Below are 24497 nucleotides of genomic sequence, written 5' to 3'. Positions count from 1 at the left end.
CTATACAAGGCCACTGGCCCTAGATGGCCTAGTGCTACCCCGCAGAACAACAAGAATTCAAGGAGGTGACCTGTGAAGCGTCTGCTCTATCCGGCCATCGCACTGATGAATCGGCTGAGCTTCGGCATGAAGTTCAGCCTGATCAGCGTCCTGTTTTTCCTGCCCATGCTGGTCACCAGCTTTTATCTGGTACGCGACGCCTACAGCCAGCTCCAGGCCACCCGTGGCGAATTGCAGGGGCTGGCGCCGCTGTCCGAGAGCCTGACGTTGCGCGGCGACCTGGAGACCCTCGGCAACCTGCTGCAGATCAACGCCGTGCTGGGCCAGTCGGGCCAGGCCGGCGATGTGGAAAGCCGCATCGCGGCGCTGCAGGACAAGGTCCAGGCCCGGCTCGATGGCCTCAAGGGTAGCGACCCTGTGTTCGAGGCCAAGCGTGCCGAGCTGGCCGAGGCCTTTGCCAGTGCCCGTGACGAAAGCTCGCTGCAGAACAAGGCGGCGCTGTTCGACAAGTTGCTGGCCCAGGCCCAGGTGCTGGGCAAGCTGGTGGCCAGCCAGTCGGGGCTCAGCCAGGACAGTCAGGCCTCGGTGCGTCAGTTGAGCGAGCTGCTCGGCAATGCCACCGCCCAGGTGACCCAGGCCATCGGTGAGGGCCGGGCAATGGGCGCTGTGGCCCTGGGTCGTGGCTTCATGGACTCCTCGGGCAGCGCGCGTTTCGAAGACCTGCTACAGCGCCTGGAGCGCTTGTCCGCCGATTACGCCATTCGCCTGGATGACGCCCTGGCAACCGATGCCGGGCTCAAGCTCGCGCTCGCCGGTAGCGCCCAGGCCAGCCAGGCCACCGTCAAGCAGGCGGCGACCCTGTTCGAGGACCAGGTGGTGGTGGCCGAGAGCCTGGACGCGCCGTGGGCCGGTTTCTACCAGCAGACCAGCGACCTGATGGCGCAGACTTACCGCTTGAACGATGCCGTGCTGGCCCATCTGCATGGGCAACTGGAAGAGCGCCTCGGCCAGCACCGCCTGCGCACGGTCGCGCTGGTGGCGGCCTTGGCCTGCGTCTTCGCATTGATCATCTACCTCTACAGCGGCTTCTACGTCTCCACCCGGGAAACCCTCGGCAACCTGGGCACCGCCATGGACAAGGTGGCCGCAGGCGACATGACCATCAGCTTCCAGGCCAGCAGCCGGGACGAACTGGGCGAACTGGGGCGTGGTTTCAACGAGACCGTGCGGCGCATTCGCGGGCTGATCGAACAGGTCGGCAAGACCGTGTCCACGGTCGAGGAGCAGGCCGGCCAGGTGCTTTCGGTGTCGAGCCGCAGCAACCAGGCGGTCAGTGGCCAGCGCGAGCAGATCGAGCAGGTGGCCACGGCCATGAACCAGATGAGCGCCACCGCGCTGGAGGTCGCCCGCAGCGCGGCCCTGGCCGCCGAAGGCGCGCAGCGGGTCAACCATGAGAGTGCCTCGGGCCGCGACCTGGTGGAAAGCCAGCAGGGCAGCATCGCCCGCCTGGCCGGCGAGATCGACCAGAGCGTGGCGGCGGTTAACCAGCTGGCGGGCGACAGCCAGGCCATCGGCCGGGTATTGGAGGTGATCCGCAGCATCGCCGAGCAGACCAACCTGCTGGCCCTCAACGCTGCCATCGAAGCGGCCCGGGCCGGTGAGCAGGGCAGGGGGTTTGCCGTGGTCGCCGACGAGGTGCGCACCCTGGCCAGGCGCACCCAGGACTCCACCGAGGAGATCGCGCAGATGATCCAGCGCCTGCGCGAAGGCGTGGGCGCGGCGGTGCGGGTGATGGGCAGCAGCCACCAGATGGCCGCAGGCACCGTGGACGAAGCGCGCCAGGTGCAGCAGGCACTGGGCAACATCCTTGGCGCGGTCGGCGGGATCGTCGAACAGAACCAGCAGATCGCCGCCGCCGTCGAGCAGCAGACCGCCGTGGCCCACGACATTGACCAGAACATTGTGGCGATCAACCGTGCGGCGCAGGACACCACCGAAGGCGCTTGTCAGACCGAAGATGCCAGCCGGGCGTTGTCGGCGCAGGTGGTGGAGCTCAAGCGGTTGATCGGGGCGTTCAGGGTATGATCGAGGCCGACGCGGATCCTGTGTCGGACTGCCAGCCAAACACCCCGCAGGCATTGCGACTGCTGGCCTCTGCCAGCAGCGTTGTCTCGATCCCCATGACTTCGGCCAGCGCCCCGGCAATCTCGGGAAGGTGCTCGGGGCTGTTGCGCTGCCCCGGGAACATCGCCGGCGCCATGTCCGGTGCGTCGGTCTCCAGCACCACGCTGTCCAGCGGCAGGCGCGGCAGGGTCTTGCGCAGGCGCAATGCCTGGGGCCAGGTGGCGGCGCCGCCGAGTCCCAGCTTGAAACCGAGCTTGATATATTCCCGCGCCTCCTCGTAGCTGCCGGCAAAGGCATGGATGATCCCTGCCCGCACCGGCTTGTAGCGCTTGAGCGTGGCGATCACCTGGGCGTGGCTGCGGCGCACGTGCAGCAGCGACGGTAGCTCGAAGTCGCAGGCCAGTTGCAACTGGGCCTCGAACAACGCCTGCTGGCGCGTCGGGTCCAGTTCGGGCAGGTAGAAGTCCAGGCCGAACTCACCCACCGCGCACAGACGTGGATTGCCGCGCAGGCGTTCGAGCCAGTCGCGCAACTGCGCCAGGTGCTCGGGAAGGTGCTGCTCGAGGTAGATCGGGTGCAGCCCCAGCGCCGCGTACACGCCTTCGTTGGCGCAGGCCAGGTCCCAGACTCGCTGGAAGTTGTCCTGGTACACCCCCAGCACCACCATGCGCTCCACCCCGCGCGACGCCGCGTTGGCCAGCAGGCGCGGGCGGTCGGCGTCGAAATCGGCGAAGTCGAGGTGGGTGTGGGTGTCGATCAGGCGCATGGTCAGGCCTTGGCGATCCGCTGCTTGAAGGTGCGACCGATGGCGTGCACGCCGGGCTCGTAGCGCTTGTCCTCGATGGCGGCCAAGGCCAGTTCCAGCGCGGTGGCGGCGATCAGGCCGTGCTGCTGGGCCATGGCATTGACCGGCAGCGGCAGGAAATCGAGCAACTGATTGTCGCCGAAGGTGCCCAGCTGCAGCTGGCGTGAGTCGTCGGGGCGCGCCTGCAGCGTGTCGAACACACCTTGCAGCAGCACGTACGAAGTGGTCACCAATGCATCTGGCAGGCCACCCAGTTCATCGATCAGCTGTTGCATCAGGCGTTGGCCGCACTCGCGGCTGAAGGCTTCGCCCTGGTAGCGGCGCACTTCGCCGTCGAAACCTTGCAAGGCTTCGTCGAAGCCACCGGCGCGGGCCTGGCTCACCGACAGCTCGGGGCGGGCGCCGATCAGGGCGATGCTGCGCGGGCGGGTTTTCAACAGGCTCTGGGCCAACTGGCGGCTGGCGTCGCGGTCATCGCTGATCACCGAGCAGAAGTGCGCCGGGTCCAGGCGCCGGTCGATGGCGATCACCGGCAGGCCCTTGGCCTGCAGCTCGCGGTAGCTCTCGTCTTCCGGCGGCAGGCAACTGGCGACGAACAGTGCGTCGCAGCGCCGGGCACGGAACAGCTGCTGCAATTGGCGTTCGCTGTCGGGCTGGTCGTCGCTGCTGGCGATCAGCAGTTGGTAGCCACGGGCACGGGCGCCTTGCTCCAGCTGCTTGGCAATGCGGGCGTAGCTGGGGTTCTCCAGATCCGGGAGAATGAAGCCCAGGGTGCGGGTGTGGCGGCTGCGCAGGCCGGCGGCCTGGGGGTTCGGGGTGAAGCCGTGGGCCTCGACCACCGCACGCACGCGCTCGACGGTGCTGCTGCTGATGCGCTGCTGTTCGGCCTTGCCATTGATGACGTAGCTGGCGGTGGTCACGGACACACCGGCCAGACGGGCGATATCGCTGAGTTTCACCGAATTTTCCTTGTTGTTTCCGGGACTGCCTGCGGGGCTTGACCGGCTAGTTTCACCCATCGACGGACCCGCGCGCAGACGACCATTGTCGCAATTGTCCGACAGGATGGGGCTTTTTCGTTGGCAGATTATCGAGTAACGTGGCCGCTTGGTCAGATTAAACGTTTCAGCAAGGCGAATTTTCCTGCCTGAAAATCAGTCTTCGCCGGTTGTGCTGATCATTTCGGCGGCTTTTGCCGTCGAATTCCACAACAATACCTCGGTAGCCGACGGGGCTGCCGCAAAAGGAGAGGGTCATGCTCGAGCTTGCCGTTGAGCAGATTGCCATGGGCCAGCGTGCCGCCGACAAAGGCGAGGCACTGGCGCTGCTGGCCGATCGACTGGTTGCCGATGGTCTGGTCGCCGAGGGTTACCTGGCGGGGCTGCAAGCCCGGGAGGCACAGGGCTCGACCTTCCTTGGCCAGGGCATCGCCATCCCCCACGGCACGCCGCAGACCCGCGAGCTGGTGTTTGCCACGGGCGTACGCCTGCTGCAGTTTCCCGACGGCGTGGACTGGGGCGACGGCCAGATCGTCTACCTGGCCATCGGCATCGCCGCCCGCTCCGATGAACATTTGCGCCTGCTGCAACTGCTGACCCGCGCCCTTGGTGAAACCGACCTGGCCGAGGCGCTGCGTCGCTCCGGCAGCGCCGAGGCACTGCTCAAGTTACTGCAAGGGGCGCCACGCGAGCTGGCGCTGGATGCCCAGCTGGTCGGCCTCAACCTGGCGGCGGAAGACTTCGACGAACTGGCCTGGCGCGGCGCTCGTCTGTTGCAACGCGCCGGTTGTGCCGACAGCGGCTTTGCCGCCGTGCTGCAGCAGACCGAGCCGCTGCCGCTGGGTGAAGGCCTGTGGTGGCTGCACAGCGAACGTGAGGTGCGCCAACCGGGGTTGGCCTTCGTCACCCCGCAACAACCGTTGCGCTACCGCGATCAACCGCTCAATGGCCTGTTCTGCCTGGCCAGCCTCGGAGCGGCTCATCAAGCCCTGCTCGAGCGCCTGTGCGAGGTGTTGATCGAAGGCCGTGGGCAGATGCTCTACCAGGCCACCAGCAGCCGCGCCGTGCTCGAAGTGCTCGGCGGCGAGGCGCCCGCCGACTGGCCGAGCGCCCGGATAGTACTGGCCAACGCCCATGGCCTGCATGCTCGCCCTGCAAAGGTACTGGCGCAGCTGGCCAAGGGCTTCGAGGGCGAGATCCGCATACGGCTGCACGACAGCGCCCAGCCCGCCGTTTCGGTCAAGAGCCTGAGCAAGCTGCTCAGCCTCGGCGCTCGCCGTGGCCAGGTGCTGGAACTGATCGCCGAGCCCGATATCGCCGCCGATGCCTTGCCGGTACTGCTGGCAGCCATCGAGCAGGGCCTGGGCGAGGAGGTGGACCCACTGCCGCCCACAGCGGTGCAGGACGAGGCGCCGATGTCCGCCCTGCAGGCCCCGACGCCAGGCAGCACGCTGCAAGGCGTCGCTGCGGCGCCGGGCATCGCCAGCGGTCCGGCCCATGTCCAGGTCGAGCGCGATATCGACTACCCGCTGCGCGGAGAGTCGCCTGCCCAGGAGCGGGCCAGGCTGCGCCAGGCCATCGACACGGTGCACGCCGATCTTCAGGCCCTGGTGCAACGCAGCGACAAGGCCATCGGCGAAATTTTTGTCACCCATCAGGAAATGCTCGCCGACCCGGCCCTGACCGACGACGTCGAGCTGCGCCTGGCCCAGGGCGAAAGCGCCGCCGCTGCGTGGATGGCGGTGATCGAAGCCGCCGCCCGCCAGCAGGAGGCCCTGCACGATGCGCTGCTGGCCGAGCGCGCCGCCGATCTGCGCGATATCGGTCGTCGGGTGCTGGCGCAACTGTGCGGCGTCAAGGACAGCGCCGAGCCAGAGCAGCCCTATGTGCTGGTGATGGTCGAAGTCGGCCCTTCGGACGTGGCGCGCCTGGACCCGGCACGGGTCGCCGGCATCGTCACCGCGCAGGGTGGCGCCACCGCCCACAGCGCCATCGTCGCCCGGGCCCTGGGCATCCCGGCGGTGGTCGGGGCCGGGGCGGCCGTGCTGTTGCTGGAGAGCGGCACGCCGCTGCTGCTTGATGGCCAGCGCGGGCAGGTTGTGGTTGCGCCAGCCGAGTCCGAGTTGCAACGAGCCCTGGCAGAGCGTGATGCCCGCGAGCGTCGGCTGCAGATCGCCTGGGCCAACCGCCATGAGCCCGCGCGGACGCGCGACGGCCATGCCGTTGAAGTGTTCGCCAACATCGGCCAGAGCAACGGCATCGACAAGGTGGTGGAGCAAGGTGCCGAAGGCATCGGCCTGTTGCGCACCGAACTGATCTTCATGGCCCACCCGCAACTGCCCGACGTGGCGACCCAGGAAGCCGAGTACCGTCGGGTGCTCGATGGCCTGGACGGACGGCCACTGGTGGTGCGCACGCTCGACGTCGGGGGCGACAAGCCCTTGCCGTACTGGCCGATCGCGGCTGAGGAAAACCCCTTTCTGGGCGTGCGCGGCGTGCGCCTGACCCTGCAACGCCCGCAGGTGATGGAAGACCAGCTGCGCGCTTTGCTACGTGCTGCGGACAACCGTCCGCTGCGCATCATGTTCCCGATGGTCGGCCAGCTCCATGAATGGCGCGCCGCCAAGGCCATGGTCGAGCGCCTGCGCCAGGAGATCCCGGTGGCCGACCTGCAGGTGGGCATCATGGTCGAGGTGCCGTCGGCCGCCTTGCTGGCGCCGCAACTGGCCCGTGTAGTGGATTTCTTCAGCATCGGCACCAACGACCTGACCCAGTACACCCTGGCCATCGACCGCGGTCACCCGAGCCTGTCGGCACAGGCCGATGGCCTGCACCCGGCGGTGCTCAACCTGATCGACATGACCGTGCGCGCCGCCCATGCCCAGGGCAAGTGGGTGGGCGTGTGCGGCGAGCTGGCGGCCGACCCGCAGGCGGTGGCCGTGCTGCTGGGCCTGGAGGTGGACGAACTGAGCGTCGCCGCCCGCAGCATTCCTGAAGTCAAGGCCCTGGTGCGCCAGGCCGACCTTTCGACGGCCCGCGCCCTGGCGCGCGAGGCCCTGCAACAAGACAGCGCCGAGGCAGTCCGGGCGCTGGTGGAGCGTTACTGATGGCCAAGATCCTCACCCTCACCCTCAACCCGGCGCTGGATATCACCATCAGCCTCGAGCGCCTGCTTGCAGGCGCGGTCAACCGCAGCCAGGCGCAGCACAGCCATGCCGCCGGCAAGGGGCTGAACGTCGCCCAGGTGCTGGCCGACCTGGGCCACAGCGTGACCGTCGGCGGTTTTCTCGGACTCGACAACCTGGCGCCGTTCGAAGCGCTGATTGCCTGGCGTGGGTTCGCCGACTGCTTCGTCCGCGTGCCCGGCGAGACCCGCAGCAACATCAAGCTGGTCGAGGCCGATGGCCAGGTCACCGATATCAACGGGCCAGGGCCGCAGGTCGACGAGGCCGCCCGCAACGCCTTGCTGCAACGTCTGGCACACGTAGCCCCGGGGCATGACGCCGTGGTGGTGGCCGGGAGCCTGCCACGGGGGATCAGCCCCGAGTGGTTGCGCGAGCTGCTGCTGATGCTCAAGGCGCAGGGCCTGAAGGTGGCCCTGGATAGCAGCGGCGAAGCCTTGCGCGCAGGCCTGCAGGCCGCGCCCTGGCTGGTCAAGCCCAACACCGAGGAGCTGGGTGAAGTCCTCGGGCTGCCGGTGCAGGGCGCGGACGAGCAACGCGCGGCCGCACGGCGGCTGCTCGCCACTGGCGTCGAGCATGTGGTGGTGTCCCAGGGCGAGCAGGGCGTGAACTGGTTCGCCGCTGGCCTGGCGCTGCATGCGCAACCGTCGAAAGTGCGCATCGCCAGTACCGTCGGCGCCGGTGATTCGCTGGTCGCGGGCATGGTCCATGGCCTGCTCCAGGCCGAAGCGCCCGCCGCTACCTTGCGTCGCGCCACCGCCATCGCCGCCCAGGCAGTCACCCAGGTTGGCTTCGGCATTCACGACCGCGAGCAACTGGAGCGCCTGGAAGCCGCCGTGCGCCTTACAGAACAACAAGAAGAGGGCTGCTGATGAACATTGCCATTGTCACCGCCTGCCCCAACGGCCAGGTGTCCAGCGTGCTCAGCGCCCGCCTGTTGGCCGCCGCGGCCCAGCGTCGGGGCTGGAAAACCTGCGTCGAGGTGCACGACGCCGAACACCCGGAGCTGCGCCTGACGCCAACGCAGATCGCCGAGGCCGACTGGGTGCTGGTGGTCAGCACCGGGCCGGTGGACCTGGCGCGCTTTGCCGGCAAGCGCCTGTACCAGAGCACGCCGGCCCAGGCCCTGGCCGACCGTGAAGGCTTCCTCGACGAGGCCGCTGCCGGCGCCCAGGTGCAGGTGGCGCAAACCCCGGTGCATGGTGGGCCGAAGATTGTCGCTGTGACCGCCTGCCCGACAGGCGTGGCCCACACCTTCATGGCCGCCGAAGCCCTGCAACAGGCGGCGCAGGCCATGGGCTACCAGCTCACCGTGGAAACCCAGGGCTCGGTCGGCGCACGCAATCCGCTGCCGGCCGAGGCCATCGCTGCAGCCGATGTGGTGTTGCTGGCCGCCGATATCGAAGTACCGGCCGCGCGCTTCGCCGGCAAGCGCATCTACCGTTGCGGCACCGGCATCGCCCTCAAGCAGGCCCGCGCCACGCTGGACAAGGCACTGGTCGAGGGCAAGGTGGAGGCAGCGGGGGCGAGCGGCGCGATGCCGCCGGCCGAGAAGACCGGCGTCTACAAGCACCTGCTGACCGGAGTCTCGTTCATGCTGCCGATGGTGGTGGCTGGCGGTTTGCTGATCGCCTTGTCGTTCGTGTTCGGCATCGAGGCCTACAAGGAGCCCGGCACGCTGCCCGCCGCCTTGATGCAGATCGGCGGCGAGGCGGCGTTCAAGTTGATGGTGCCGCTGCTCGCCGGCTACATCGCCTGGTCCATTGCCGACCGCCCGGGCCTGGCGCCCGGGATGATCGGTGGCCTGTTGGCGAGCACGCTCGGGGCGGGGTTCATCGGCGGCATCGTCGCCGGCTTCCTGGCCGGCTACAGCGCCAAGGCCATCGCCCGCTGGGTGCGCCTGCCTAGCAGCCTCGACGCGCTCAAGCCGATCCTCATCATCCCGCTGCTGGCCAGCCTGTTCACCGGCCTGGTGATGATCTACGTGGTTGGCCAGCCCGTGGCGGCCATGCTCGCGGGGCTGACCCACTTCCTCGACAGCATGGGCACCACCAACGCCGTGCTGCTCGGGTTGCTGCTCGGCGGCATGATGTGCGTCGACCTCGGCGGGCCGATCAACAAGGCCGCCTATGCCTTCTCGGTGGGATTGTTGGCTTCGTCGAGCTACGCGCCGATGGCCGCGACCATGGCCGCCGGCATGGTGCCGCCGATCGGCCTGGGCATCGCCACCTTCCTGGCCCGGCGCAAGTTCGCCCAGAGTGAGCGCGAGGCCGGCAAGGCGGCGCTGGCGCTGGGCCTGTGCTTCATCTCCGAGGGCGCGATCCCGTTCGCCGCCAAGGACCCGCTGCGGGTGATTCCGGCGAGCATCGCCGGCGGCGCGCTGACCGGGGCCTTGTCGATGTATTTCGGCTGCAAGCTGATGGCGCCCCATGGCGGGCTGTTCGTGCTGCTGATCCCCAACGCGATCAACCATGCGCTGTTGTACCTGCTGGCCATCGTCGCCGGCAGCCTGCTGACGGCGGTGGTGTACGCGCTGATCAAGAAGAGCGAGCAGGTGGAGATGGTGGTGGCGCCGGCCAAGGGCTAATCCCGCAGGATCCTGTCGCGGAGCCGCTGACAAGGCGTGGGAGCGGCGGTGCGCCGATGCGACTTGCCCCGCGATAGGGTCATCAAGTGCTTCAACCCCTGGTCTTGCCCCGCAACGGTTTCAGCAGATCGCCCAATCCGTTGTGGTCGATCTCGTGCATCAGCGCCAGCAACCCTCCCAGCTCCCCCGGCGGGAAGCCCTTGCGGGCAAACCATGCCAGGTAGTCCCCGGGCAGGTCGGCGATGATCCGCCCCTGGTACTTGCCAAAAGGCATGGTGCGGGTTACCAGCAGTTGCAGGGTTTCGGGTTTCATCGGGCGGTGGCCGGTGGTGGTTGAAGCGCGACCTTACTGCAAACTGCACGACGACCCAAGCGGCGATCATGCAGAACGCCGTTTAACGGTGTGTTTATGAAATCTTCAAGTTACTGATTTATATGATTTATTTTTATTTGCTGGGCCTGGCACGAAGCCTGCTCCGATCAAGGTGACTATCACCTGCCAAGGAGTTGTTGCCATGAGTAACCCCAACAAAGACACGATCGACGTACTCAACGACCTGATCGAGTACAGCAAGGATGGTGAGAAAGGCTTCAAGACCTCCGCCGAGGATGTGAAGAACCCTGAACTGAAAGCGTTCTTCGTGCAGCGTGCCAGCGAGTGCGCCAGTGCTGCGGCCGAGCTGCAAAGTGAAGTGCGCCGGCTGGGCGGTGATCCGGAAACCAGCACCAGCATCAGCGGCGACCTGCACCGTGGCTGGGTCAACCTCAAGTCGATGGTCACCGGCAAGGATGAAGAAGCGGTGCTCAATGAAGTGGAGCGTGGTGAAGATCATGCGCTCAAGGCCTACAAAGAGGCCCGTGAAAAGCTGGTCAAGCTGGGACGGTCGGCCAACGACACTTCCTATGCCTTGGTGGAGAAACAGCTGCAGGGTGTGCAGCGCAATCATGACCAGGTGAAGGCTCTGCGTAACGCAGCCCGCGCTCGGTCCTGATCAGCATGGGGCCGTGTAACGGCCCCATGACTCAACCCTCGGGTCCTTCCACCCGGTTCCGGCCATTGGCCTTGGCTCGATACAACGCCTCGTCCGCATCGCCCAGCAGCGCCGCCAGGTCCTGATGGGTACCGGGGATATGCAGGCCAATCCCCACACTGACCGTCACCGACCGCTCGTCATCGCCGAATGGCGGCATCGCCTCGACGCTGGCGCGAATCCGCTCGGCCAGCAACCGGGCGCCGGCCAACTCGGTTTCCGGCAGCACCACCTGGAACTCCTCCCCGCCGTAACGCGCCGCCAGGTCCGCAGGACGGCGGATGCACAGCTCGATGGTAGTGGCCACCTCGCGCAGCACATGGTCGCCACCGGCATGGCCATGGCGCTGGTTGAAGGCCTTGAAGTGATCCACATCCACCATCAGCACCGCCAGCGGCTTGCGGTTGCGCTGAGCGCGCGCCCATTCCTGGCGCAGCACCTGGTCGAGGCGGCGGCGGTTGGCAAGGCCGGTGAGGCTGTCGGTGGCGGCGAGGGTGGCCAGACCCAGTTCGGCATCGTGGCGCCGACGTAGCTCGCGGCCCAGCAGCAAGGTCAGCCAGAGGATACCGATGCACAGCACGCCGGTGGCCACGCTGACCATGATCGCGGTACGCCGCCACGACTGGAACACTTCATCGGCCGAGTGGGCCACCAGCACGATCAACGGCAGGTCGGCGACCCGGGCGAAGGTGTAGAGGCGCTGGCCCTCATAGGCCGTCGAGCGGGCGGTGAAGCTGCCACTGCGCTCGCTGAGGATGCGCTTGAAGTTGGGGCGCTCGCTGAAGCTGGTGCCGATCAGTGGATCCTGCGGCCGGGTCGGCTGGCGCGCCAGCAGCTGGCCATCGGTATTGAGCAGGTTGATGCTGCTGTCCACGCCGATGTCCAGGCGCTGGAACAGTTCGTTGAAATAGGACAGGCGCAGGGCCCCGGCGGCCAGGCCCTGGAACTCGCCGTTGGCGCCGGAGATGCGCCGGCTGAAACTGATGCACCAGTCCAGGTTGCCCAGCCGTGCCTTGAACGGCGGGCTGATCAGCAGGCCCAGGCCCGGGCGGTCGCGGTGCGCCTGGAAGGCCACGGTGTCGGCGAAGTTGGCCTGGCGCGGCACCGCGCTGGTGGAGTCGCCGAGCACGTCGCCCTTGGCGTCGAGCCAGAGAATGTCGCCGCGCACCGGCGCGGAGAAGGCCTGGTTGAACAGGATCTGCTGGCGCAGCTTGGTCGGCACGTTGAGCAGCTCGGGGTGCTGCACGGCCCAGATCAGGCCCTTGAGCGACTGGTCGTAGAGCTCGACGTTACGCAGGATGTCGCTTTCGATCAGTTGCACGATATTGCTCGACGAGCGCATTTCCGATTGCTCGACGCTGTCGCGCTCGCGGGCCAGCAGGTAGCCGACGATGGCCACTATGGCGAGCACGGCAAGGCAGCTGCCCAGGTTGAGGACCAGCTCGGGGTGTGACTTGTACAGGGCGGATCGTGGTGATCGGGTGGGCAACGTCATGCTCGCAACTGCATAAGCCCCGGGATCCATGGGGAGTGGGCCGGAAAGCGGCGGCGGTATTTTAGGCAAGGCGGGATTGTCGGACAAGATCAAAGGTGTTTTGCCCGACGGAATTGATTCAGTGGGCCTGCGATGGGATGTACGACATTTCCGAATCTGAAACCAAATGCTTCAGTTGGGCTGTGCTTGGGACCTATCCTACGCGCTTGCCGGAAGGGTCTGGATAGGCCGGGAAATGCATCAGGGCTAACGTCGTCGGGTCGCCAAATTTGGTGACCGGGTGTGAGAACCTGACGATATGTCTTTCGGCCATTTCAATGGCAGCCGTGTTCGGGCAGACCTCTGGTCTGGCCGGGTTTCATGTCCTCGGTTTCTCACCCCGTACACGGTTGCCACCTAATCCCGTGAGAAAGGTTCAAGTGGCGAATTTCTTCAATCGACATGAGCGATTTTGAATGAAAAAGCTAGTACCTGACCCACCCATCCCCTACATCTCCATCATCGACCATCTGCCCCTCGCCGAAGTCTGGGAGCATGCCGCAGTCCTGATGACCATGATGACCCGCACCTGCGATGTCTACATGACCTTTCCCGTGGATGAGCGTCCGGAGATCCTGGTGGAGAACATTTCCATCCTCAGCCGGCTGCTGAGCTGCCTGATGGCCCACGCCAGCTCGCTGGAGGAGCAGCCATGAGCGAGCAGCCCGATATGCCCGTCACCGCTGGCGACGAGACTTTCCTGGAATGTTATCGCGTGCTGCCGGGTGTGCCCTTGAGCCGGGCATTCGATGAGCTGTCGGTATTGCAGGATTGCATCCTGCACCTGACCACCGAGGCGGAAATGGAAGGGGACCTGAAAGCAGGGAGTGCGGCGCGGATGCTCAGTGCCATGGCCAAGGCGCTGATCAATGACCTGGAAACAGGGCTGAAAAGAAACAGTTGAAGCAGAGCATCGCCGGCAAGCCGGCTCCCACAAAATAGCGCTGTACCTGTGGGAGCCGGCTTGCCGGCGAAACGAGGGCGTAGCCCTCGCCCGCGATGATGGATCAGAACACGTTCAACGGATAATCCACGATCACGCGGAATTCGTCGTTGTCCTGGATGTTCGAGTACGCCGCGTTGGCCCGGTGCGTGGCATAGCGCAGCAGCACCGACAGGTCCTTCAGTTGGCCTTGCTGGAACACGTACTTCACGTCGAAGTCGCGCTCCCAGTGCCGGGCATTTTCGCCGTCGGCGTTGTAGAAGGCGTAGTACTGGGTGTCCTGGCTGGCCTTGGTCAGGTCGGCCTTGCCGCGCGAGTACGACAGCGAGGTGCTCAGGCCTGGGATGCCGAGGCCGGCGAAGTCATAGTCGTACTGCAGCTTCCACGAGCGCTCGTTCGGCGCGTTGAAGTCCGAGTACATGCGCGAGTTGTCGAGGAAGATGCTGTCGCCCAGGTTGATGTAGTCGAACGGCGTGTCGCCATTGACCCGCTGGTAGGCGGCGGTGACGCTGTGGTACCCGGCGGCGACGGTGAAGTGCACGCTCCAGGTGTTGTTGTCGATGTCGCCCAGCTTCGACTGGCCGGTGTCCTGGGTGTGGTAGAAGTGCACGCCCGGGTTCAGGCTGACCAGGTCGTTGACCTGGTAGGTGTAGTCGAAGTCGGCGTAGTACTGGTTCCAGATGTCCTTCAGCTCGGCGGCGTAGAGGTTGGCGGTGACGCCCTCGGTGCCGCTCCACGACGCACCGGCCCAGCTCAGGTTCTGGCTGTCCTGCTCGGGCGTCTGGTTGCTGTAGTAGGTGTTGATGCGGCGGTGGCCGCTCTGGTTGTACGGCTTGGTGAAGCTGACCTTGCCGCCTTCGAGCATCAGCCCGTCGATGCTGTTGTTGGTCAGCGCGACGCCGCGGAAGGTCTGCGGCAGCATGCGGCTTTCGCCACCGGCGATCACCGGGTTGGTGAGGAACAGGTCGCCGGCCTTGAACTCGGTGTCGAAACCCTTGAGCTTGATCGCGCCGCCGGCAGTGGAGAAGGCATGGCGCGCCTTGTCCTCCGGCGCGCTCGGCAGGATCGAGGTGCCGGCGCGGCCATCACCGCCGTCGAGCTTGAGGCCGACCATGGCGTGGGCGTCGAGGCCGAAGCCGATCACGCCAGGCGTGTAGCCGGACTCGAAGCGCGCCACGGCGCCCTGGCCCCACTCGCGCTTGTCCTTGATCGAGGCATTCTTCTCGTTGCGGTTGAAGTAGGCATTACGCAAATGCAGGTTCAGCGTGGAGCCCTCGATGAAGCCATCAGCCTTGTCTTCATCGGCCTGTGCGGCCACGGGCATCGTTGCGGCCAATGCAACGAACAACGGGGTGAAACGAAACGCGAAAGACACCGGTACAAACTCCTTTGGTCAAGCGATGGGGCAGTTTTTTATTGTCGTGTCTGCAAGTTCTTATTAGAGACGTAACAGCCAGGCTGAGATTTCCGACGCATAAAAAAAGCCGCTGAAAGGCAGCGGCTTTGAAAGGCTAACATATCGTCACAGGCAGTGCCCATGGTGTAGCCCAGGGAAAACTGGAAACAGCTGACGTGGCCGGTCAACTATCGGCATCGGTATCGACAGATACCTTGGAAGCGGTCTGCTGTGCGTCTTTAGCCGCAGCGGACTGCTGCGCGGCGTAGGCGTCACGCGCCTCCTGGTGAACCGCGGCGAGTTCGGCGTTGCGGGCGACGAAGGCCGGGGATTCTTCCGCCATGGCCAGGGGCGACAACAACAGGGAAGACAGGACGAAGACGCTGGCAATACCCATACTGTTGGACATTTGGAACAACCTTCTTGCGGGGCAAGTGCTAATGGAGACAGGGCTAAAGTTAGTCCTGTAAACAGCGGGGAAACAGAGGCTGTTCAGATAAGCACTGTTGCGCAAAAAGTAATGATCGCGGGAAAAACACTCAGACTTTTACCGCAAACCCGCGTAGTTGAGCGCTCGGCAAGTTGATACCGAAGGTATTGGCCCCGGCCTCGCTGTGCACGAAAACACTGCCGCCGTGCATCAGGGCGATTGCCTTGACGATGGCCAGGCCCAGTCCGTGGTTGCCGCCGCCGCTGTTGGCGCGGGCCGCATCCACCCGATAGAAGCGCTCGAACAGCATCGGCAGGTGTTCGTTGTCGATCGCCGGCCCCGGGTTGCTCACCGCGATGCTGACCTGCTCCTCAGTAGACTCGATGCGCACCTGGATCGCCTGGTGCGGTGCGGTGTGCTGCACGGCGTTGTTCAGCAGGTTGATCAGCGCCCGGCGCAACTGGGCCTTTTCGATGCAGGCCTGGGCATCGCCGCTGACGGTGACGCTGACGTGGGCGTCTTCGAGGATGTAGTCGAGGTAGTCGAGAGTGGTGGCCACTTCCTCGGCCAGTGAGGCCTGGGTAAGGGCGGTGGCCTTGCTGCCCTGGTCGGCGCTGGCCAGGAACAGCATGTCGTTGATGATGCTGCGCAGGCGCTCGAGTTCTTCGAGGTTCGATTGCAGCACCTCGAAGTAGTGCTCGGCGCTGCGCCCGCGGGTGAGGGCGACCTGGGTCTGGCCGATCAGGTTGGTCAGCGGCGAACGCAGTTCGTGGGCGACGTCGGCGTTGAAGGCTTCCAGTTGCGAATAGGCCTGGCTGACGCGGTCGAGGGCGGCATTGAAGGTGTCGGCGAAGCGTGCCAGTTCAGGCGGCAGGTCGCGGGTCTGCAGGCGGCCATCCAGACGCGGCGGCGCCAGGGCCTGGGCCTCGTCGGAGAGGGCCAGCAGTGGGCGCAGGCCAATGCGCGCGACCCAGTAACCAAGCAGCGAGGCCAGCACCACGCCGAAGGCCGCCAGGCCGACGATAGCCACCAGCAGACTGTGCTGGGCCTGCCAGAACGTCTCGGTATCGATGCCGATCAGAAAGCGCAGCGGCGGGCGCTCGCCCAGGGCGGGCAGAGCGCTGACCAGCACCTTGTAGGGATAGGGGCTGTCGCTCAGGCGCAGGTCGCGCATGCCCTCCGGGCCGTCGGCGAAAGCGCGGACCAGTTCGCTGGGCTGGCCATACTCGAAGGCCGGATTGCCGCTCACTACCCAGAAGCGGATGCGCCGGTCTTCTTCGCCGAGCAGGTTGAGCTTGTTGTTGATCTTGGCCCAGTGCTCGGGGGTGCCGTAGCGGTTGAGGGTCGATTCGAGCACGCTGAAGCGCGCATCGAGCTCGGCTTCAGGCAACAGGTCGAGACTGCGATCGACCTGGCGGTACAGCGCGCTGCCGATCAGCACGAACACGGCCAGGGCGACCATGGCGAACAGCGCCGACAGGCGCAGGGCGATGGAGTTGCGTAAAGGATTCATGGGGCGGCACCTGTGGCCGACGCGTGGGAGCGGGTACTGCCGCAGGCTTCAGCCACGGTTTTCCAGGACATAGCCCATGCCTCGGATGGTATGCAGCAGCTTGTTGTCGAAGGGCCCGTCGAGCTTGGCGCGCAGGCGCTTGATCGCTACCTCGACGACATTGGCGTCACTGTCGAAATTGATGTCCCAGACCAGTTCGGCGATGGCTGTCTTGGACAGGATCTCGCCCTGGCGCCGGGCCAGCACGCTGAGCAACGAAAACTCCTTGGCGGTCAGGTCCAGGCGCTGGCCGGCCCGGCTGGCCTTGCGCGCCATCAGGTCGATCCACAGGTCGGCGACCTGGATCTGCAACGGTTCATGAACCGCGCTGCGTCGGGTCAGGGCCTGCAACCTGGCCACCAACTCGAGGAACGAGAACGGCTTGCCCAGGTAGTCGTCGGCGCCTTCGCGCAGGCCGTGGATGCGGTCCTCGACCCGCTCGCGGGCGGTGAGCATGATCACCGGCGTCTGCTTGCGCGCCCGCAACGCACGCAGCACCCCGTAACCATCGAGGCCAGGCAGCATCACGTCGAGCACGATTACCGCGTAGTCACCTTCGAGGGCCAGGTGCAGGCCGTCGATGCCGTCGCGTGCCAGGTCGACGGTAAAGCCCTGCTCGGTGAGGCCGCGATGCAGGTAGTCGGCGGTTTTTTCTTCGTCTTCGATGATCAGCACACGCATGGTCTTGTCTCAACTGGCGGTCGGCGCGGGGGCGACGGTGGCCCGGCGGCGGTGGAACAGGCGTTCCAGGGCCAAGTATATGACCGGGGTGGTGAACAGCGTCAGGGCCTGGCTCACCAGCAGGCCGCCGACCACGGCGATACCCAGTGGCTGGCGCAGTTCGGCGCCAGCGCCGAAGCCGAACATCAGCGGCAGTGCGCCGAGCAGCGCGGCCAGGGTGGTCATGATGATCGGGCGGAAGCGCACCAGGCACGCCTGGTGGATCGCCTGCTCCGGCGTCATGCCGCGGTTGCGCTGGGCTTCGAGGGCGAAGTCGATGAGCAGGATGCCGTTCTTCTTGACGATGCCGATCAGCAGCACCACGCCGATCAGGCCCATGATGGTGAAGTCCTGGCGCATCGCCCAGAGCAGGATCAGCGCGCCCAGGCCCGCCGAGGGCAGGGTGGAGATGATGGTCAGCGGGTGCACGAAGCTCTCGTAGAGCACGCCAAGGATGATGTACACCGCCACCAGCGCGGCGAGGATCAGGTAGGGCTGGCTCGACAGTGAACTCTGGAAGGCCTGGGCGGCGCCCTGGAAGTTGCCGGCGATGGCGTCGGGCATGCCCAGTTCGCGCTGGGTGCGTTCGAGGATCTGTACCGCATCGCCCAGGGCCACGCCGGGGGCCAGGTTGAACGAGAGGTTGGCCGCCGGGAACAGGCCGTCGTGGCTGATCGACAGCGGCCCGGTGCTGGGCGGCGCGACATGGGCCAGGGCCGACAACGGCACCATTTCGCCGGACAGCGGCGAGCGCAGGTAGAAATAGTTGAGGCTCTCGGCCTTGCCGCGCTGGCGGGCGTCCAGTTCGAGGATCACCTTGTACTGGTTGGTCTCGGTCTGGAACTCGCTGATCTGCCGCTGGCCGAAGGCATCGTACAGCGCCTGGTCGACGTCGGTGGTGGTCAGGCCGAAGCGCGCGGCGGCCTGGCGGTCGATATCGATGCGGGTGACGCTGGCGCCCAACTGCAGGTCGTTGGACAGGTCGCGGAACGCTGGATTCTCGCGCAGGCGTTCGGTCAGGCGCTGGGTCCACAGGTTCAGCGCAACGCCGTCGTTGCTCTTGAGCACGTACTGGTACTGGGTGCGCGACGGCCCGGAACTGAGGTTGATGTCTTGCCCTGCGCGCAGGTACAGGACGATGCCGGGAACCTGCGCCAGTTTCGCGCGCATGCGGTCGATCCATTCGCTGGCCGACACGTCGCGCTCGCCACGGGGCTTGAGGGAGATCCAGAAGCGCCCGTTGGCGATGGTCTGGTTGCTGCCGGTGACACCGACCGAATGGGAGAAGGCGCGCACCGCCGGGTCGGCTTCGATGATCTTCGCCAGGGCCTTGTGCTTCTCGATCATCGCGGGGTAGGACACATCGGCCGCCGCCTCGCTGGTGCCGAGGATGAAACCGGTGTCCTGCAACGGGAAGAAGCCTTTGGGGATGGCCACATAACCGACCACCGCCAGTGCCAGGGTCAGGCCGAACACGCCGAGGGTGACGCGCTGGTGCGCCAGGGCCCTGTCCAGGCCCTTCTCGTACCAGCGCACCAGGCGCTGGCCGAAACCGTCATGCTGTGCCTCGGGGCGGCGCATGCACAGCGCGGCGAGGGTCGGTGCCAGGGTCAGCGAGACCACCACCGAAATCAGGATGGTCGTGGTGGCGGTCAGGGCGAATTCCTTGAACAGCCGGCCGACCACGCCGCCCATGAACAGCAGCGGAATGAACGCGGCGATCAGCGAGAAGCTGATCGACACCACGGTGAAGCCGATCTCGCCGGCGCCCTTGAGCGCGGCCGTGCGGCTGTCGTCGCCGGCCTCCAGGTGGCGGTGGATGTTCTCCACCACGACGATGGCATCGTCCACCACGAAACCCACGGCGATGACGATGGCCACCAGGGTGAGGTTGTTGAGGCTGAAGCCGAACACGTACATCAATGCGCAACTGGCGATCAGCGACACGCCGAGCACGCTGGAAACGATGAAGGTCGCCGACCACTGGCGCAGGAACAGCGCCATCACCCCGATCACCAGGGCCACGGCGATCAGCAGGGTCAGCTCGACCTCGTGCAGCGAGGCACGGATGGTCTGCGTGCGGTCCTGCAGCACCGACACCTCGACCGCTGCCGGCAGCATTTCCTGCAGGCGGGGCAGGGCAGCCATCACCCGGTCCACGGTGTCGACGATGTTCGCGCCGGGTTGGCGGAAGATCACCAGGTTCAACCCCGGCTGTTCGCCGGACCAGGCCCTGACGTAGGCGTTCTCGGCGCCGTCGATCACCTTGGCGACGTCGGCCAGGTGCACCGGGGCGCCGTTGCGGTAGCTGACGATCAGCTTCGCGTAGTCCTCGGGGTGGAACAGCTGGTCGTTGGCGGCGAGGGTCGACACGCTGTGTTCGCCGTACAGCGCGCCCTTGGCCAGGTTGAGGCTGGTCTGCTGGATGGCCTGGCGGATGTCGGCCAGGGTCAGGCCGATGGCGGCGAGCTTCTCGGGCTGGGCCTGCACGCGGATGGCCGGGCGCAGTTGCCCGGTGATGTTGATCAGGCCGACGCCGTCGATCTGGCTGAGCTGGCGGGCCAGCAGGGTCTCGGCGTAGTCGCTCAGTTGGTTGCCGGGCATCTGCGCCGAGCTGACGGTGAGGATCAGCACCGGGCTGTCGGCGGGGTTGACCTTGCGCCAGGTGGGCGGGCTGGGCAGGTCCTGGGGCAGGCGCGCGGTGGCGGTGTTGATCGCCGCCTGGACCTCCTGGGCGGCGGTGTCGATGTTCTTGTCCAGGGTGAATTGCAGGATCAGGTTGGTCGAGCCCAGGGCGCTGCTGCTGATCATCTGGGTCATGCCGGGAATGGCGCTGAACTGCACCTCCAGGGGCGTGGCGACCGACGAGGCCATGGTCTCGGGGCTGGCGCCGGGCAACTGGGCGGTGACCTGGATGGTCGGGAAGTCGGCCTCGGGCAGCGGCGCCACCGGCAGGCGCGGGAAGGCGATGGCACCGAGCAGGACCAGGGCGAAGGTCAGCAGCAAGGTGGCGATGGGGTGGTCGATGCACCAGGCCGAGACCCCGTTGCGGGTGTTCATGGCTGGCTCCTGCTTTCGGCCATTTGCGCCGGGGCAGGGGTGTCGGGGGTGACCTCCACGGTGCTGCCGGGCTTGAGTCGCGACTGACCGTCCAGCACCAGGCGATCGCCGGCCTTGACCCCGGCAATGACATTCAGCGTGCTGTCCTGGTACACCACCTTGATCGGTACGGCGCTGACCTTGTCGCCGTCCAGACGGTAGACGAAGTGGCCGTCGATGCTGCGCTGTACCACCGGTGGCGGCACCACCAGGGCGTCCTCGTCCACCGCTGTGCGCAGGCGCACGGTGACCAGCTGGCCCGGCCACAGACGTCCGTGCTGGTTGGCGAACTCAGCCTTGACCCGCACCGTGCCGGTGGTGGCCGAGACCTGGTTGTCGATCAGCATCAAGTGCCCCTTGGCGAGCAGGCTGCGTTCGCCGTCGGCGTCCAGGTAGGTCTCCACTTCGGCGGGCGTGGTTGAGTTCAACAGGCCCTGCAGGACTGGGAGCTGCTGTTGGGGCAGGGCGAATTCCACGGCGATCGGGTCGATCTGGGTGACGTTGAACAGGCTCTGGGTGTCGCTGGTGCGGACCAGGTTGCCAGGGTCGACGTTGCGAATGCCGACGCGACCGCTCACCGGCGAGCGGATCTGCGTGTAGCTGAGCTGCACCGCGGCATTGTCGATGGCCGCCTGGTTGCCCTTGATCGTCGCCTGCAACTGGTTCACCAGCGCCTGCTGCTGGTCGAGGGTCTGCTTGGACACGCCGTCGTCGCTGCTCAGCAACTGGTAGCGCTTGAGGTTGACCTTGCCCACCTGCAACTGCGCCTGGGTCTGGCCGAGCTGGGCACGGGCCTGGTCGAGGTTGGCACGGATCGCCCGGTCATCGAGGGTGGCCAGCAGGTCGCCCTGCTTGACCCACTGGCCTTCCTTGACCAGCACCTGGGTCAGCACGCCCTCGACCTGCGGGCGCACCTCGACGCTGTGCAGCGACAGCACCGAGCCGATGGCGCTGAGGTAGCGCGGCACGTCCTGCTGGGCCACGGCTATCACTCGCACCGGTATCGTGCTGGCGGCGCGGTTGGCCGTAGCTTCGCGGCGCGGCCCCAGCCAGGCGCCGATGGCGACCAGCAGGACCAGGGCCAGGGCGGCGAGTACGAGGAGGCGGGACGGACGTCGCATCGGGGTGGGCACCTTGGCCAAGGGGCTGGGAAATGGATTCGGCTATTACAGGGTTATAGCGCGCCGACCGGGTCGGCAGCGTGACGCCAGGCTGTCACGGCTGTCAGTTTCGGTGGGTTGATGGCCAAGTGCCAATATCCTGCCATGGATCAATGTTACGTCGGCGTTTGCCCCTAGAGTCTTACGCCCTGCCGATCTCCCGTACAACAACGAGTGCCTCCGATGAAGTGCAATATGCCTGTTACCGGTCGCGAAGTGGATTACCCCGGCGACGCCAACATCCTGTCCACCACCGACCTGGACAGCCGCATCACCTATGCCAACGACGACTTCCTGCGGGTCAGCGGTTTCCTGCGCGAGGAGCTGCTGGGCAATCCCCACCACATCGTCCGCCACCCCGACATGCCGCCCCAGGCCTTCGCCCAGATGTGGCAGTCCCTCAAGGCCGGGCGCTCGTGGATGGGGCTGGTGAAGAACCGCTGCAAGAATGGCGATCACTACTGGGTGAGCGCTTTTGTCTCGCCGATCAGCAGCGGCGGGCAGGTGCTGGAGTACCAGTCGGTGCGGACCAAGCCTGGCACTGAGCAGGTGGCGGCGGCCGAGCGTGCCTATGCGCGCTTGCGCGAGGGCCGGCGTGGCTGGCGCGAGCGCCTGCCGGTGATCGGGTTGGGCACCCGCTTGTCGCTGGCGGTCGGCGCCGTGCTGGCGCTGGTGCTGGGCGCCGGGCAGTGGTGGCTGGGGGCACCGTTGCTGGAATCCGTGTTGGAGGTGGCGGCGGCGGTCGGCTTGAGCAGCCTGGCGATCCGGTTGCTGTTACGCCCGTACGAGCGGCTGCGCCGACAGGCCCAGGCGATTGCCGACAACCCACTCAGCCAGCGGCTGTATACCGGCCGGCGCGACGGCCTGGGGCAGATCGAGTTCGCCATGCGCATGCTCAAGGCGCAGCTGGGCGCGGTGGTCGGACGTATCGGCGACACCTCGTCGCGCCTGGCCGGGCATTCGGGCTCCCTGGCCGAGGCACTGCACAGCAGCCACGCCAACAGCCTGGAGCAGCAGAACGAGGCCGACCAGGTGGCCACGGCGATCCAGCAGATGAGCGCCAGCGTCGCCCAGGTAGCCAGCAGCGCGCAGATGGCGGCGATGGCGGCCGACCAGGCGGAAGACGAGACCCAGTCCGGGCATCAGCTGGTCGACCGCAACCGCTGCGCGATCCAGGACCTGGCGGGCTCGCTGGTGGAGGCCAGCGAGGTGATCCAGCAACTGGAAAACCACAGCAGCGAGATTTCCGGGGTGCTTGATGTGATCCGTGGCATTGCCGAGCAGACCAACCTGCTGGCGCTCAACGCCGCCATCGAGGCGGCGCGGGCGGGTGACCAGGGGCGGGGGTTCGCGGTGGTCGCCGACGAGGTGCGTGGCCTGGCCCAGCGCACCGCGCAGTCGACCCACGATATCCAGCGCATGATCGGCGCCCTGCAGGATGGGGCTCGCGCGGCGGTGCAAGTGATGCAGCAGAGCAGCGCGCATGCCGGGCACAGCGTCGAGCAGGCGCAACTGGCCAGCGACGCGCTGGACAGCATCAGCGTGCGGGTCAACCAGATCAACGAGATGAGCCTGCAGATCGCTGCGGCGGTGGAGCAGCAGAGCCAGGTCAGCGAGAACATCAACCGCAACATCAACAGCATCCGCCAGGCCAGTGAGGCGACGGTCAGCGTCGGGCAGCGCAGCCACAGCAGTGCCAGTGACGTGGCGGACCTGGCCAAGGACCTGCGGCGACTGGCGGACGAGTTCTGGCGGCGTTGTCAGTGACTGACTGAGTTGTCTGTGCCGGCCTTATCGCGGGGCAAGCCCGCTCCCACGAAGCACCTTGGTACTTGGCGTGGGCTTGCCCCGCGATTGGATCTATCTAGAAACCGATGAACGCATAGTAGACCGGCGCTTCGCCCGTCACCTGTAGCCGATGTTCCTGCAGACCGGCCGCAAGCGCCTCGTCCTGCACATGCACAGCCCACGGTCCATCGACCGCCCGTGGCGCCTGCTCCAGCACCGAGGCAAACGCCGCCATGTCCGGCAGCCAGGCAGTAAATCCATTGCCCTTCAGAGCGCTGGTGGTCATCCCCAGCGCCTGACAGATTGCCACCTTGGCCGCGATATCGTCGCGATCGGCCTGGCGTGAGGCCTCGATCAGGGCACGCAGCGCCTCATCCACCGGCAGGCTGCCGTGAATCAGTTCCGGCCCTTGCGTCCAGGCCTCGGGCGGGCAGTCCTTGTTTTCCGGGCGCAGCGGCAGGTGCGGGTTGATCTCCGCCGGGTAGATACGACAGACCAGCGGGCGGCTTTCATAGATACCGCACAGGTCATTGTCATCGAGGTTGCGGCAGCGCCCGGGGTTGAATGCGGCGAAGGTTACCGACACCTGCAACTGCGCGTCACCGCACGGCACCGGGTGCGAACGGCGCAGCACATGCTCGCGCTGGTCGGCCGGCATACCCAGGCCATCGGCGAGAAAACCCTCGATCAGCACCACCACCTGGCCGCCGGAACTCGCCCACTGCCGGGCCTCGGCCAGGGTCAAAGGCACGTGATGACCGGTGCAGCATTTACCACAGCCGGTGCAGGCGAACCGAATGCTGTCGCTCATCGCTTGCCGACTTCCCAGTCGGTGACGAAGGCCTGCTGGCGCTGGCGATCATAGAGGCACAGCTCGGTGCCGATGCGGTTCTGCATGTGTTTCTGCGGGTAGGTGCCCTCGATCAGCAGCGCGCTGTAACCGACCTGGTCGTCGAACTCGGCGGGTTTGCCCAGAGCGTGGGCATCCTTGAACTGGCTTATGGCCAGGCAGGCCTTGAGCATGTGCTGGCGCTGATTGCTCCAGGCCTGGGGCGTTGAGGCGTGGGCGGAAACGGTTAGTAACGAAAGGCTGAGCAGTATCAAACGGAGCATGGGGCATGACCTCAACAGGAGAGATAATTATGCCT

Annotated in this window: 20 protein-coding genes and 1 pseudogene; 9 read left to right on the top strand and 12 right to left on the bottom strand. The window is 66.2% G+C overall.

Translation table 11 applies throughout. The features are described 5' to 3' along the window. The first annotated feature begins 72 nt into the window (after positions 1-72). Positions 73-2085, top strand: a complete 2013-nt coding sequence (locus tag LOY42_RS22190; RefSeq protein WP_139668689.1) for a methyl-accepting chemotaxis protein — start codon at positions 73-75, stop codon at positions 2083-2085. Here the strand turns inward: LOY42_RS22190 and LOY42_RS22185 are convergent. Further along, a complete protein-coding gene (locus tag LOY42_RS22185; RefSeq protein WP_139668691.1) occupies positions 2075-2890 on the bottom strand; it encodes a TatD family hydrolase in 816 nt (271 codons plus the stop codon). The genes LOY42_RS22190 and LOY42_RS22185 overlap by 11 nt on opposite strands. A 2-nt stretch (positions 2891-2892) precedes the next feature. Next, positions 2893-3888: a catabolite repressor/activator gene (cra, locus tag LOY42_RS22180; RefSeq protein WP_102682508.1), complete on the bottom strand. Its 996-nt coding sequence runs from the start codon at positions 3886-3888 to the stop codon at positions 2893-2895. A 296-nt stretch (positions 3889-4184) separates the two neighbouring features. On the opposite strand from cra, the gene ptsP reads away from it, so the two are divergent. The 3 genes from ptsP to LOY42_RS22165 are packed head-to-tail and all read left to right on the top strand — an operon-like array spanning position 4185 to position 9696. After that, entirely contained in the window at positions 4185-7034 is a 2850-nt protein-coding gene (gene ptsP, locus LOY42_RS22175; protein WP_258599255.1) for a phosphoenolpyruvate--protein phosphotransferase, read from the top strand. Next, positions 7034-7981 (top strand): 1-phosphofructokinase, encoded by a 948-nt coding sequence (pfkB, locus tag LOY42_RS22170; protein ID WP_139668693.1) that lies wholly within the window; start codon positions 7034-7036, stop codon positions 7979-7981. Before ptsP ends, pfkB begins: the two co-directional genes overlap by 1 nt. Next, positions 7981-9696, top strand: coding sequence for a PTS fructose-like transporter subunit IIB (locus tag LOY42_RS22165; RefSeq protein WP_258599253.1), 1716 nt, complete (start codon positions 7981-7983; stop codon positions 9694-9696). Before pfkB ends, LOY42_RS22165 begins: the two co-directional genes overlap by 1 nt. A 91-nt stretch (positions 9697-9787) precedes the next feature. Here the strand turns inward: LOY42_RS22165 and LOY42_RS22160 are convergent, their stop codons facing one another. After that, on the bottom strand, positions 9788-10009 hold the full coding sequence (locus LOY42_RS22160) for a DUF3820 family protein (protein WP_031315465.1): 222 nt from the start codon (positions 10007-10009) through the stop codon (positions 9788-9790). A 202-nt stretch (positions 10010-10211) separates the two neighbouring features. Here LOY42_RS22160 and LOY42_RS22155 point away from each other — a divergent pair, with 202 nt between their 5' ends. After that, complete coding sequence (locus tag LOY42_RS22155) at positions 10212-10688, top strand: PA2169 family four-helix-bundle protein (protein ID WP_046857067.1); 477 nt, start codon at positions 10212-10214, stop codon at positions 10686-10688. Positions 10689-10719: 31 nt separating this feature from the next. Here LOY42_RS22155 and LOY42_RS22150 read toward each other — a convergent pair whose 3' ends face one another. Further along, positions 10720-12216 (bottom strand): diguanylate cyclase, encoded by a 1497-nt coding sequence (locus LOY42_RS22150; protein ID WP_139668852.1) that lies wholly within the window; start codon positions 12214-12216, stop codon positions 10720-10722. A 461-nt stretch (positions 12217-12677) separates the two neighbouring features. Between LOY42_RS22150 and LOY42_RS22145 the strand changes: the two genes are divergently transcribed. Then, complete coding sequence (locus tag LOY42_RS22145; protein ID WP_258599251.1) at positions 12678-12917, top strand: hypothetical protein; 240 nt, start codon at positions 12678-12680, stop codon at positions 12915-12917. After that, positions 12914-13165 carry a DUF3077 domain-containing protein gene (locus LOY42_RS22140; protein ID WP_102682501.1) on the top strand — a complete coding sequence of 84 codons (252 nt, stop codon included), beginning with the start codon at positions 12914-12916 and terminating at the stop codon, positions 13163-13165. The genes LOY42_RS22145 and LOY42_RS22140 overlap by 4 nt, the downstream gene beginning before the upstream one ends. A 103-nt stretch (positions 13166-13268) precedes the next feature. Here LOY42_RS22140 and LOY42_RS22135 read toward each other — a convergent pair whose 3' ends face one another. The 6 genes from LOY42_RS22135 to LOY42_RS22110 all read right to left on the bottom strand — a co-directional run bounded on the left by LOY42_RS22135 (position 13269) and on the right by LOY42_RS22110 (position 21522). After that, entirely contained in the window at positions 13269-14579 is a 1311-nt protein-coding gene (locus LOY42_RS22135; protein ID WP_139668698.1) for an OprD family porin, read from the bottom strand. 205 nt (positions 14580-14784) lie between these two features. Further along, positions 14785-15009 carry a hypothetical protein gene (locus tag LOY42_RS22130; RefSeq protein ID WP_023631633.1) on the bottom strand — a complete coding sequence of 75 codons (225 nt, stop codon included), beginning with the start codon at positions 15007-15009 and terminating at the stop codon, positions 14785-14787. A 130-nt stretch (positions 15010-15139) separates the two neighbouring features. Further along, entirely contained in the window at positions 15140-16543 is a 1404-nt protein-coding gene (locus tag LOY42_RS22125; protein WP_139668702.1) for a heavy metal sensor histidine kinase, read from the bottom strand. Positions 16544-16591: 48 nt separating this feature from the next. Then, positions 16592-17263 carry a heavy metal response regulator transcription factor gene (locus tag LOY42_RS22120; RefSeq protein ID WP_139668704.1) on the bottom strand — a complete coding sequence of 224 codons (672 nt, stop codon included), beginning with the start codon at positions 17261-17263 and terminating at the stop codon, positions 16592-16594. 9 nt (positions 17264-17272) lie between these two features. After that, positions 17273-20362, bottom strand: a complete 3090-nt coding sequence (locus LOY42_RS22115) for a multidrug efflux RND transporter permease subunit (RefSeq protein WP_258599248.1) — start codon at positions 20360-20362, stop codon at positions 17273-17275. Continuing rightward, the gene (locus LOY42_RS22110) at positions 20359-21522 is read right to left on the bottom strand and encodes an efflux RND transporter periplasmic adaptor subunit (RefSeq protein ID WP_139668709.1); all 1164 of its coding nucleotides are present in this window, start codon (positions 21520-21522) and stop codon (positions 20359-20361) included. Before LOY42_RS22110 ends, LOY42_RS22115 begins: the two co-directional genes overlap by 4 nt. A gap of 222 nt (positions 21523-21744) precedes the next feature. On the opposite strand from LOY42_RS22110, the pseudogene LOY42_RS26730 reads away from it, so the two are divergent. Then, positions 21745-22026 (top strand): annotated as a pseudogene (locus tag LOY42_RS26730) (PAS domain-containing protein); the annotation flags it as partial. A gap of 195 nt (positions 22027-22221) precedes the next feature. After that, positions 22222-23328 (top strand): methyl-accepting chemotaxis protein, encoded by a 1107-nt coding sequence (locus tag LOY42_RS22105; protein WP_408981089.1) that lies wholly within the window; start codon positions 22222-22224, stop codon positions 23326-23328. Positions 23329-23425: 97 nt separating this feature from the next. On the opposite strand, the gene LOY42_RS22100 is transcribed toward LOY42_RS22105, so the two are convergent. Together LOY42_RS22100 and LOY42_RS22095 are read right to left on the bottom strand one after the other, a co-directional pair. After that, complete coding sequence (locus LOY42_RS22100) at positions 23426-24160, bottom strand: YkgJ family cysteine cluster protein (protein WP_139668712.1); 735 nt, start codon at positions 24158-24160, stop codon at positions 23426-23428. Then, positions 24157-24462, bottom strand: a complete 306-nt coding sequence (locus LOY42_RS22095; protein ID WP_258599246.1) for a hypothetical protein — start codon at positions 24460-24462, stop codon at positions 24157-24159. The genes LOY42_RS22100 and LOY42_RS22095 overlap by 4 nt, the downstream gene beginning before the upstream one ends. Between the last annotated feature and the right edge of the window lie 35 nt (positions 24463-24497).

Source organism: Pseudomonas sp. B21-023 (assembly GCF_024749165.1).
Lineage (GTDB): Bacteria > Pseudomonadota > Gammaproteobacteria > Pseudomonadales > Pseudomonadaceae > Aquipseudomonas.
Note: the sequence above shows the minus strand (reverse complement) of the source record. Positions and strands in the feature narration are given on the sequence as shown.

Bases quoted from the DNA above. Each gene is read 5' to 3' on its own strand.
- LOY42_RS22115 (WP_258599248.1), bottom strand. From the start codon at position 20,362: ATGAACACCCGCAACGGGGTCTCGGCCTGGTGCATCGACCACCCCATC.
- LOY42_RS22140 (WP_102682501.1), top strand. From the start codon at position 12,914: ATGAGCGAGCAGCCCGATATGCCCGTCACCGCTGGCGACGAGACTTTC.
- LOY42_RS22130 (WP_023631633.1), bottom strand. From the start codon at position 15,009: ATGTCCAACAGTATGGGTATTGCCAGCGTCTTCGTCCTGTCTTCCCTG.
- LOY42_RS22160 (WP_031315465.1), bottom strand. From the start codon at position 10,009: ATGAAACCCGAAACCCTGCAACTGCTGGTAACCCGCACCATGCCTTTT.
- LOY42_RS22120 (WP_139668704.1), bottom strand. From the start codon at position 17,263: ATGCGTGTGCTGATCATCGAAGACGAAGAAAAAACCGCCGACTACCTG.
- LOY42_RS22185 (WP_139668691.1), bottom strand. From the start codon at position 2,890: ATGCGCCTGATCGACACCCACACCCACCTCGACTTCGCCGATTTCGAC.
- pfkB (WP_139668693.1), top strand. From the start codon at position 7,034: ATGGCCAAGATCCTCACCCTCACCCTCAACCCGGCGCTGGATATCACC.
- LOY42_RS22095 (WP_258599246.1), bottom strand. From the start codon at position 24,462: ATGCTCCGTTTGATACTGCTCAGCCTTTCGTTACTAACCGTTTCCGCC.
- LOY42_RS22125 (WP_139668702.1), bottom strand. From the start codon at position 16,543: ATGAATCCTTTACGCAACTCCATCGCCCTGCGCCTGTCGGCGCTGTTC.
- LOY42_RS22100 (WP_139668712.1), bottom strand. From the start codon at position 24,160: ATGAGCGACAGCATTCGGTTCGCCTGCACCGGCTGTGGTAAATGCTGC.
- LOY42_RS22155 (WP_046857067.1), top strand. From the start codon at position 10,212: ATGAGTAACCCCAACAAAGACACGATCGACGTACTCAACGACCTGATC.
- LOY42_RS22110 (WP_139668709.1), bottom strand. From the start codon at position 21,522: ATGCGACGTCCGTCCCGCCTCCTCGTACTCGCCGCCCTGGCCCTGGTC.
- LOY42_RS22165 (WP_258599253.1), top strand. From the start codon at position 7,981: ATGAACATTGCCATTGTCACCGCCTGCCCCAACGGCCAGGTGTCCAGC.
- LOY42_RS22145 (WP_258599251.1), top strand. From the start codon at position 12,678: ATGAAAAAGCTAGTACCTGACCCACCCATCCCCTACATCTCCATCATC.
- ptsP (WP_258599255.1), top strand. From the start codon at position 4,185: ATGCTCGAGCTTGCCGTTGAGCAGATTGCCATGGGCCAGCGTGCCGCC.